The 9,130-nt window shown below is 72.1% G+C and carries 8 protein-coding genes; 5 read left to right on the plus strand and 3 right to left on the minus strand.

Annotated features, from left to right (window positions below; translation table 11 throughout):
- From DZG00_RS08750 to DZG00_RS08765, 4 genes are all read left to right on the plus strand, one after another.
- Positions 1 to 1,190 (plus strand): sensor histidine kinase (locus DZG00_RS08750; RefSeq protein WP_147359957.1); only part of this gene is annotated, 1,190 nt, incomplete at its 5' end.
- Positions 1,191 to 1,326: 136 nt separating this feature from the next.
- Positions 1,327 to 3,156, plus strand: coding sequence for a BCCT family transporter (locus DZG00_RS08755; RefSeq protein WP_119381402.1), 1,830 nt, complete (start codon positions 1,327 to 1,329; stop codon positions 3,154 to 3,156).
- Positions 3,157 to 3,285: 129 nt separating this feature from the next.
- Positions 3,286 to 4,302, plus strand: coding sequence for a diacylglycerol/lipid kinase family protein (locus DZG00_RS08760; RefSeq protein ID WP_119381407.1), 1,017 nt, complete (start codon positions 3,286 to 3,288; stop codon positions 4,300 to 4,302).
- A gap of 46 nt (positions 4,303 to 4,348) precedes the next feature.
- Positions 4,349 to 5,527: an AAA family ATPase gene (locus DZG00_RS08765; protein ID WP_119381403.1), complete on the plus strand. Its 1,179-nt coding sequence runs from the start codon at positions 4,349 to 4,351 to the stop codon at positions 5,525 to 5,527.
- Between the two features lie 93 nt (positions 5,528 to 5,620).
- Here DZG00_RS08765 and DZG00_RS08770 read toward each other — a convergent pair whose 3' ends face one another.
- The 3 genes from DZG00_RS08770 to DZG00_RS08780 form a co-directional block, all read right to left on the minus strand.
- Positions 5,621 to 6,718 (minus strand): fatty acid desaturase family protein, encoded by a 1,098-nt coding sequence (locus DZG00_RS08770; protein WP_119381404.1) that lies wholly within the window; start codon positions 6,716 to 6,718, stop codon positions 5,621 to 5,623.
- A gap of 216 nt (positions 6,719 to 6,934) precedes the next feature.
- Positions 6,935 to 7,996 (minus strand): NAD(P)-dependent alcohol dehydrogenase, encoded by a 1,062-nt coding sequence (locus tag DZG00_RS08775; protein WP_119381408.1) that lies wholly within the window; start codon positions 7,994 to 7,996, stop codon positions 6,935 to 6,937.
- Positions 7,997 to 8,046: 50 nt separating this feature from the next.
- The gene (locus DZG00_RS08780) at positions 8,047 to 8,781 is read right to left on the minus strand and encodes a hypothetical protein (protein ID WP_119381405.1); all 735 of its coding nucleotides are present in this window, start codon (positions 8,779 to 8,781) and stop codon (positions 8,047 to 8,049) included.
- 142 nt (positions 8,782 to 8,923) lie between these two features.
- Here DZG00_RS08780 and DZG00_RS08785 point away from each other — a divergent pair.
- The coding region (locus tag DZG00_RS08785) for a mycothiol transferase (RefSeq protein ID WP_119455540.1) at positions 8,924 to 9,130 on the plus strand (207 nt) is incomplete at its 3' end.

Raw genomic sequence — 9,130 nt, forward strand, 5'->3', positions numbered from 1 at the left:
ACCTCGTCGGCGGCCTGCTCCTCACGGCCCTCCTGGTCGGCGCGGCCGCGCAGGCGGCGGCGATGCTGCGCCGCGCCCAGCGCGAGCTCGCGGAGGCGACCGCGGCCCAGGCCAGGCTCCTCGCGGAGTCCCGCGAGCAGACCGCGACCATCCGCGACGTCGCGGACGCCGTCGACGTGGGCATCGTCTTCTTCGACGCGGACGACCGTCCGGTGATCCGCAACGCCGCGGTGCGCACGCTCCTCGAGATCGCGGGCTACGACCACGAGACCGGCATGGCCACGTCCGTCTACGGATCCGACCGCGTCACGCCGGTGGCGCGCGAGGGCAAGGTGCTGATGGAGGCGGTCTACGCCGACAAGGTGCACGGTCCCGTCTACTGGGTGGGGGAGCCCGGCAACCAGCGCGCCCTCGTGCTCAGCGTGCGACCGATCGGACGACGGCCCGGCCAGCTGACCGGCACGGTGCTCGGCGCCTACGACGTGACCGACCTCGCGCAGGCCGTGCAGGTGCGCGACGAGTTCCTGGCCACCGTGTCCCACGAGCTCCGGACGCCGCTCACCAGCATCGTCGGCTACCTCGACCTCCTCGACGAGCTGCACGATCCCGCCGAGCTGGGCATCCACGAGGAGCTCGCGGTGATCCAGCGGAACGTGGCGCAGCTGTCGGCCATCATCGGATCGCTCCTCGCGGGCGCCGACCACGCCCCGGCCCTCAGTCGCGGACCGGTGGACATGACGACCCTGGTCGAGTCCGTCGTGCGCCCGGCGGCGGCGCGCGCCACCGAGCGCGGCCTGGTGCTGGAGGCGCGGCTCGAGCCCGGGATCGTGCTGGACGGCGACGCGGAGCGGCTCACCCAGGTCGTCGAGGCCCTGGTGTCCAACGCACTCGCGTTCACACCGTCGGGCCGGATCGACGTCGTCCTCGCGCGGGAGGGGGATGACGTCGCGCTCTCCGTGGCCGACACGGGCGTCGGCGTCAGCGAGGAGGACCAGCGTCACGTCTTCGACCGCTTCTTCCGCGCGCAGTCCGCCCGCGACGGCGCCCTCCCCGGCCTCGGCCTCGGCCTGTCGATCGCCGAGCGCACGGTCGCGGCGCACGGCGGGTCCCTGCGCATGGCGAGCCGGCTCGGCCACGGCACGCGCGTGGCCGCCACCCTCCCGCTCGGCGGGGATCGGACCGGCGCCTAGCCCTCCTCATAGCCGATGGCAAGGGCCGAGGGCGAATCGACCGATCCCGCGGTCGCCGCCTAGACTCGGCCGGTCGCTCGCGGGCCCCCTGCCGGCGACGCATCGCCACTCGACCCCACAGGAGCCCATCCCCTCCATGTCCTCCACGCGCACGTCCGCAGAACGCCTCCTCGACCGTCTGGTCCCGAAGCGCAGATCGGGTCCCGACGGGACCCGGCCGCCTCGCCGCGACCACTCCGACCACCGCCTCCTCGAGGCCCGCTTCACCGGGTCCGTCGACCTGTACGAGCCCGAGCACCCGAAGATCGACCGTCTCGTCTTCGGCGTCACGGCCGTCCTCGCGGTCGGCTTCGTCGTGTGGGGCATCGTGAGCACGGACGGGCTGGCGTCCGTCTCGGGCTCCGCGCAGAGCTGGGTCATCAACCAGACGGGCTGGCTGTTCGTGCTGGCCGCGAGCTTCTTCGTGATCTTCGTCGTCTGGCTGGCCGCGAGCCGCTACGGCCGCATCAAGCTCGGCGCGGACGACGAGAAGCCGCAGTTCAAGACGGTCTCGTGGATCGCGATGATGTTCAGCGCGGGCATGGGCATCGGCCTCATGTTCTTCGGCGCCGCCGAGCCGCTGAGCTTCTTCGTCAACCCGCCGCCCGGCACCACGCAGCCGGAGTCGGAGGCGGCGATCCGCACGGCCATGGCCACCGCGATGTTCCACTGGGGCCTCCACCCCTGGGCGATCTACGCGGTCGCCGGCATCGCGATCGGCTACGGCACCTTCCGGAAGGGCCGCAAGCAGCTCTTCTCCTCCATCTTCCAGCCGCTGCTCGGCACCAAGCGCACCGAGGGCTGGGCGGGCCGCGTCATCGACATGCTCGCGATCTTCGCCACGCTGTTCGGCTCGGCGGCCTCGCTCGGCATCGGCGCGACGCAGATCGGCGCGGGCCTGGAGTTCAACGGCTGGGTGGACGAGGCCACGGCCCCGCTCCTCATCGGCATCATCGTCGTGCTCACGATCGCGTTCATCTTCTCGGCCGTCTCGGGCATCGCGCGCGGCATCCAGTGGCTCTCGAACATCAACATGGTGCTGGCCGTCGTGCTCGCCGTGTTCGTGTTCGTCGTCGGCCCGACGCTCCTCGTCCTGAACCTCATCCCCGCCACGCTCGGCGCGTACCTCGGCGACATGACCGAGATGGCGTCGCGCACGGCGGCGACCGGCGGCGACGAGATGAGCGCCTGGCTCTCCAGCTGGACGGTCTTCTACTGGGCCTGGTGGATCTCGTGGACGCCGTTCGTCGGCATGTTCATCGCGCGCATCAGCCGTGGCCGCACCATCCGCGAGTTCGTGGTCGGCGTGCTCCTCGCGCCCAGCATCGTGGCCCTCATCTGGTTCTCGATCTTCGGCGGATCCGCCATCCACGCGCAGCAGACCGACGGCGACATGACCGTCGACGGCGCCGTGGTGAGCGACAACACCCTGTTCCAGCTGCTGGAGCACTACCCGCTCGCCGGCGTCAGCACCATCCTCGTGATGCTGCTCGTCGCGATCTTCTTCGTCTCGGGCGCCGACTCGGCGTCGATCGTGATGGGGACGCTCTCGCAGCGCGGCGCGCTCCACCCGAGCCGCAAGGTCGTCGTGTTCTGGGGCGTCGTCATGGGCGCGGTCGCCGCGATCATGCTCGCCATCGGCGGGGGAGGCACCGAGGCCCTCACCGGCCTGCAGAACCTCACGGTCGTGGCGTCGCTGCCGTTCGTGATCGTGATGCTCGTGGCCTGCTACGCGCTCTGGAAGGAGCTGCGCACGGATCCGCTCATCGTGCGCCGCCAGGTCGCGGTCGAGATGATGCGCGACGCCGTCGTCAACGGCGTCGAGCAGCACGGCGACCACTTCCAGCTCTCGGTCGACCCGGTCGAGCCCGAGGAGGCGGAGCTCCGCGAGCCCCTCGGCGACGAGGACGAGGCCCGGCGCTCCTGACGCCGACAGCACCACCACGAAGCCAACCCGCGCCCTGCGCGCGGGTCGGCTCCGTCGTCCCGGGCCGTCGGGCGCACGCGGGGGCTCCCGACCGGGCCGCGGGCCGCGCGCGTCGGTAGGGTGACCATGATGACGACCTCCACCCCCGCCTCCGCACCCTCGCCCGCGTCGAACGACGGGTCGGGCCGTCGTGCCGCCGTCGTCTACAACCCCATCAAGGTCGACCTCGCGTCCCTCAAGACCAAGGTCGCCCATGCGGCGGGCGTCGCCGGATGGCAGGAGACCCTCTGGTTCGAGACCAGCGAGGACGACCCGGGCAAGGGCGCCGCGGAGGAGGCCCTCTCGCACGGCGTCGACATGGTCATCGCGGCCGGCGGCGACGGCACGGTCCGTGCCGTGGCGGAGGGCATGTCCGGATCCGGCGTCTCTCTCGGCCTCCTGCCCTCCGGCACCGGCAACCTCCTGGCCCGCAACCTCAAGCTCACGCTCAACGACGTGGACCACTCGCTGGAGGCGGCGTTCTCCGGCCACGACCGCTCGGTGGACCTCGCCGCCATCGAGATCCTGCGCGAGGACGAGACCCGCGACAAGCACGTGTTCGTGGTGATGGCGGGCGTCGGCATCGACGCCAAGATGCTCGCCAACACCGACTCGGAGCTGAAGAAGAGGGTCGGCTGGCTCGCCTACGTCGACGCGATCTTCAAGGCGCTCCGCGACCGCGACCAGCTGCGCCTGCGGTACCGGCTCGACGGCCGCAGCGTCCACCGTCGCCGCGCGCACACGCTCATCGTCGGCAACTGCGGATCGCTGCCCGCCAACATCCTGCTGCTGCCGGACGCCGCGGTCGACGACGGGATCCTCGACGTCGTCCTCATGCGCCCCGAGGGCATCCTCGGCTGGATCCAGATCTGGCTCAAGGTCGCGTGGGAGAACGGCGTCGTCCGCCGCACCGCCGCGGGCCGCCGTCTCATGGGCCCCGAGAAGGAGGTCCGCGCGCTCGAGTACCGGACGGCCGAGGAGGTCGTCGTCCGCCTCGAGAAGGAGGAGGACATCGAGCTCGACGGCGATCCCTTCGGCCGGGCCGTGGGCTTCAAGATCCAGGTGCTCCCCGGCGGCCTCACCGTGCGGGTGCCGCAGGACGCCTGACCCGCGCTCCCGTGGCGCTGTCGGCGGCACGTGGGAGGGTCGCGGCATGATCCGCACCCTCGCCGTCTCCGGCTACCGCTCCGTCCGCGACCTGGCGCTCCCGCTCACGGGCCTCGACGTCGTCACCGGCGCCAACGGGAGCGGCAAGTCCAACGTGTACCGGGCCCTGCGCCTGATCTCCGACATGGCGCAGGGCGGGGCGGTCGGCGCCCTCGCGCGCGAGGGCGGCCTCGAGGCGGTGCTGTGGGCCGGCCCCGAGGGGCTCAGTCGCGCGATGCGCGACGGGGAGCACGAGGTGCAGGGCACCATGCGGAAGGGCCCCATCGCGCTGCGGCTGGGCTTCGCGGGCGACGACCTCGGCTACCTCGTCGACCTGGGCATCCCGCAGCGCGATCCGAGCGCACTGCCGCCCACCATGTTCGGCCGTGATCCGGAGATCAAGCGCGAGCTGGTCTTCAGCGGGCCGGTGGCGCGCCCCCGCTCGCTGGTGCTGGAGCGCCGCTGGCAGGACGTGCGCGTCCGCGACGAGGGCGACGGGTGGATGCACGTCCCCGCCATGGTGCCGCCGCACCTCAGCGTCCTCAGCGAGGTGGCCGACGCCGTCACCAGCCCGGAGGCGATGATCCTCCGGCGGCGCATGAGCGGCTGGCGGTTCTACGACCACCTCCGCACCGACGCCGACGCTCCCGCCCGTCGGCCCCGCGTCGGCACCCGCACGCCCGTGCTCGCGAGCGACGGCTCGGATCTCGCGGCTGCTGTGCAGACCATCCGGGAGTGGGGGGACGGCGAGGCGCTCGACGCCCTGGTCGACCGGGCGTTCCCCGGCTCCACCATCGTGATCCGCTCGCAGGAGGGCGTCATGTCGCTCGGCCTCCGGCAGCCCGGCATCCTCCGCGTCCTCGACGCCGCCGAACTCTCGGACGGCACGCTGCGCATGCTCATGCTCACGGCCGCGCTGCTCACCACGGAGCCGCCCGAGCTCATGGTGCTCAACGAGCCGGAGACGAGCCTGCACCGGGATCTGCTGCCCGCGCTCGGAGAGCTCATCGCGGCGGCGTCGCGCGACGTGCAGATCCTCGTGGTGACGCACGCCCCGGGACTGGCTGCGGCCGTGTCGGAACACGCCGCGGCAGGGGAGCTGGTGCTGGAGAAGCCGTACGGCGAGACCGTGCTGCAGGGGCAGGGTCTCCTCAGCTCGCCGTCGTGGGACTGGGGCAGGCGCTAGTCGGGACGCTCGCCCCCGCACGACGACGCCTCCCGGTCGCGGCCCGGGAGGGCGGCGCGAGCGGGAGGCGTCGGATGGTGCGGGGTGCCGGGATCAGCGGCCGAACGCCGCCGATGCGGGGCAGTCGAACGGGTCGCCGCCGGCCGAGAGGCCCACGCGGTTGAGGTAGGCGATGACGATGCCGTAGGAGGCCAGCAGCGTGGTCTCCGTGTACGGGATGTTGTGCGTCGCGCAGTACTCCTTCGCGATGACCTGGGCCTTCTTCAGCGCCGGTCGGGGCATGTTCGGGAAGAGGTGGTGCTCGATCTGGTAGTTGAGGCCGCCCATGTAGATGTCGGTCAGCCACGTGCTCCTGATGTTGCGCGAGGTGAGGACCTGGCGGCGCAGGAAGTCGACCTTGGAGTCCTTCGGCAGCACGGGCATGCCCTTGTGGTTCGGGGCGAACGAGGCGCCCATGTACACGCCGAACACCGCGAGCTGCACGCCGACGAAGGCGAAGGCCATGCCGAGGGGGAGGAAGAAGAAGACGACGGCCAGGTAGGCGATGATGCGCGTGGAGAGCATCGAGATCTCGAGCCAGCGCTTGTCGACCTTGCCGCGTCCGAAGACGGTGCGGAAGCCGTGGACGTGCAGGTTGAGGCCCTCGAACATGAGGATCGGGAAGAAGGCGTAGCCCTGGTGGCGCGTGAACCAGCCGTAGATGCCCTTGGCGCGGGCGGCGTCCTCGGTGGTGAAGGAGATGACGTCGCGCTCGATGTCGGGGTCCTTGCCCATGACGTTCGGGTTCGCGTGGTGACGCGAGTGCTTGGTCATCCACCACGAGTAGCTGATGCCGACGAAGAGGTTGGCGAGCGTGCGGCCCGCGATGTCGTTGGCCTTGCCCGACTCGAACACCTGGCGGTGCGAGGCCTCGTGGGCGAGGAAGGCGAACTGGGTGAAGATGATGCCGAGGCCCGCGGCGATGAGCAGCTGGAACCAGCTGTCGCCGAGGAGCACGAAGCCGACGCCGAGGCCCACCAGGGCTGCGGTGATGCCGGCGAACATGAGCACGTAGAAGCCGACGCGGCGGTTCAGGAGACCTGCGTCGCGAACCGTGTTGAGGAGCCCCGAGTACTCGGTGGTGGGGTTGGCCCCGCCTCCGCGCTTGGGTCGGGTCAGCACGATCCGGGGGGCTGCGGTGGTGTCTGTCATGGTCAGCTCGTTCGTCCGTGGCCTCTCGGCCAGGTGGAGCGGGCCGCCTCGGCGAGCCGCTGTCTGTCGTCGTCGCACGGGGATGCGACGCGGCGCCGGGTTCTGGGGCGACCACGTCACAGCCTGCCATGGGGCCGACGCCGTCGCACCAGGGATACTCACAGCGCGGTCGGCGTGTCGCTGTCGGAGTCGGACATCGCCCCGGGATGCCGGGGGTTACGAGCTGCTGGGGAGCTTCGGCACGATGACCGCGCGGCCCCGTACGGTTCCCGCCGCGAGCGCGGCGTAGGCGTCCGGCCCGTCCTCGAGCGCGTAGCGCTGCGTCTCGACGGTGACCTGGCCGGAGCGCGCGAGATCGAGCACCTCGATGAGCTCGGAGCGGCTGCCCCAGTAGGGGATCCGCACGGCGGCGTCGAACGCGATGCTCCCGAAGCCGACCTCCATCGTGCCGCCGCCGATGCCGACGATGGTCACGTCACCGGCGGGCTCGACGACCTGCAGGGCCGTCGCCATGGTCGGGTCCGCGCCGACGAAGTCGAAGACGGCCTGCACGCCGCGGCCGCCCGTGATCGCGCGGATGCCATCGGCGGCGTCCTGGTCGCTGATCACCGTGTGGTGCGCCCCGACGTGGCGCGCGAGCTCGAGCTTCTCGTCGGTGACGTCGAGCGCGATGACGGTGGCGCCGCTGAGCGCGCGGAGGATCTGGATCCCGACGTGCCCCAGTCCGCCCGTGCCGATGACGACCGCGTACGTGCCCGCGCCGAGCTTCGGCAGCGACGTCTTGATGGCGTGGTACGGGGTGAGGCCCGCGTCCGTGAGCGAGACGTTCTCGACCGGGTCGAGGTCGCCGAGCGGCACGAGGTGGCGCGGGTCGTCGACGATCATGTACTCGGCCATGGCGCCGGGCGCACCGAGCCCGGGAGGCTGGATCCCCTCGGCAGCCGCGTTCTCGCAGTAGTTCTCGCGGCCCTCGGCGCACGCGTGGCAGCGACCGCAGCCCCAGGGCCCGTAGACCGCCACGGCGTCGCCGGCGGCGAGGTGCTCGACGCCCGCGCCCAGCTCCTCGACGACGCCCGCGCCCTCGTGGCCGAGCGTCAGGGGCAGCGGGTAGCCGGCGGCGCGGTACTCCTCCTCCGAGAGGCCCATCACGTACTCGTCCGAGTGGCACACGCCGGCGGCGGTGACGCGGAGGAGGACCTGACCGGGCCCGGGCACGGGCTTCTCGATCTCGACGACCTCGGGGTGGGATCCGATGCGGGTGTACTGGAGCGCCTTCATGCCGTCCACCGTATTCCCCGTGCGGGGGAACTCGCTGGACGTGCCGCTCGTCAGGGCAGGCGGCTGCCGTGCGGCGGGTCGACGGGCGGGGCGATGCTGCGCTCGGACTCGGGGAGCGCGAGCTCGGCGTCTGCGGCGTCGCGGAGGAGGGCCATGCGGCCGGCGGCGAGGGACTGCACGTAGAGGGTCGACGCGGAGACCAGCGCGTAGAAGGGCACGAGGAGCATCTGGATGGCCGTCACCCCGGAGAACAGCAGGACGGGGGTCGCGAGGAGCGCGGCGACGACCAGGATCACGGACATGGGGACGCCGACTGCGCCGGAGGCGATGGCCCGGCGAGACTCGACGGCTACCCGCTCCGCCGAGCCCGGCGCGAGGGTGACGCGGCCTCGGGAGTCCACGGACCGCTTCAGGAGCGCGGAGTCCCTCCAGTGCGGGTGGGCTCCGGTGGCGGAGCCGATGCGACGCGAGGCGCGCGTGAGCCACGCCGTCAGGGGGATCGCGCCCGCCAGCGAACCGAGCACGAGGCCGAGAGCAGCCGCGAGGGCCGTCTCGTCCCCGTCGGTGTCGTCAGCGCCGATGAGCAGGGAACGGAACAGCAGGGCCGTGCCGACGCCGACCACGAGGGCCGCGGAGAGAGCCACCCGGCGGCGCCTCCGCGTCACGACCTCGACGATCCCGGCGGCGATCGCGCGACAGCCCCCGAGCAGCAGCTCGCGCGTCCCGTGGTCGGAATCCGCGTGTGGAGGGGCGGAGTGATGCGCGCTCGTGTCGTCGGTGGTCATGCGGCCCTCTCGTCGGGGCAGATGCCCTCGTCCATCCTCCCGGGCGATGGGGCGGGATCTGTCCCGGACGCCACCCCCCTTCAGGTGTCTGGCGCGGCCTGCGGGCTGGACGCGCGTCGGAGGTGCCTGGGATGCTCGCGGCATGACCGCAGCGCAGCCCGCATCCACGCCCCCGTCCGGAGAGGGCGCAGTCGGCGACGACGCCGTCCGGGACGACCTCGTCCGCCACCTCCGCCTCGCGCGGGAGGCGCTCGTGTGGAAGCTCGACGGGCTCGGCGAGCACGACGTCCGCCGGCCACTGGTGCAGACGGGATCCAACCTGCTCGGGCTCGTGAAGCACGCGGCGGGC

Origin of the sequence: Clavibacter lycopersici (assembly GCF_003576405.1) — a bacterium.
Classification (GTDB): Bacteria; Actinomycetota; Actinomycetes; order Actinomycetales; family Microbacteriaceae; genus Clavibacter; species Clavibacter lycopersici.

Bases quoted from the DNA above. Each gene is read 5' to 3' on its own strand.
- DZG00_RS08770 (WP_119381404.1), bottom strand. From the start codon at position 6,718: ATGACAGACACCACCGCAGCCCCCCGGATCGTGCTGACCCGACCCAAG.
- DZG00_RS08780 (WP_119381405.1), bottom strand. From the start codon at position 8,781: ATGACCACCGACGACACGAGCGCGCATCACTCCGCCCCTCCACACGCG.
- DZG00_RS08760 (WP_119381407.1), top strand. From the start codon at position 3,286: ATGACGACCTCCACCCCCGCCTCCGCACCCTCGCCCGCGTCGAACGAC.
- DZG00_RS08765 (WP_119381403.1), top strand. From the start codon at position 4,349: ATGATCCGCACCCTCGCCGTCTCCGGCTACCGCTCCGTCCGCGACCTG.
- DZG00_RS08775 (WP_119381408.1), bottom strand. From the start codon at position 7,996: ATGAAGGCGCTCCAGTACACCCGCATCGGATCCCACCCCGAGGTCGTC.
- DZG00_RS08755 (WP_119381402.1), top strand. From the start codon at position 1,327: ATGTCCTCCACGCGCACGTCCGCAGAACGCCTCCTCGACCGTCTGGTC.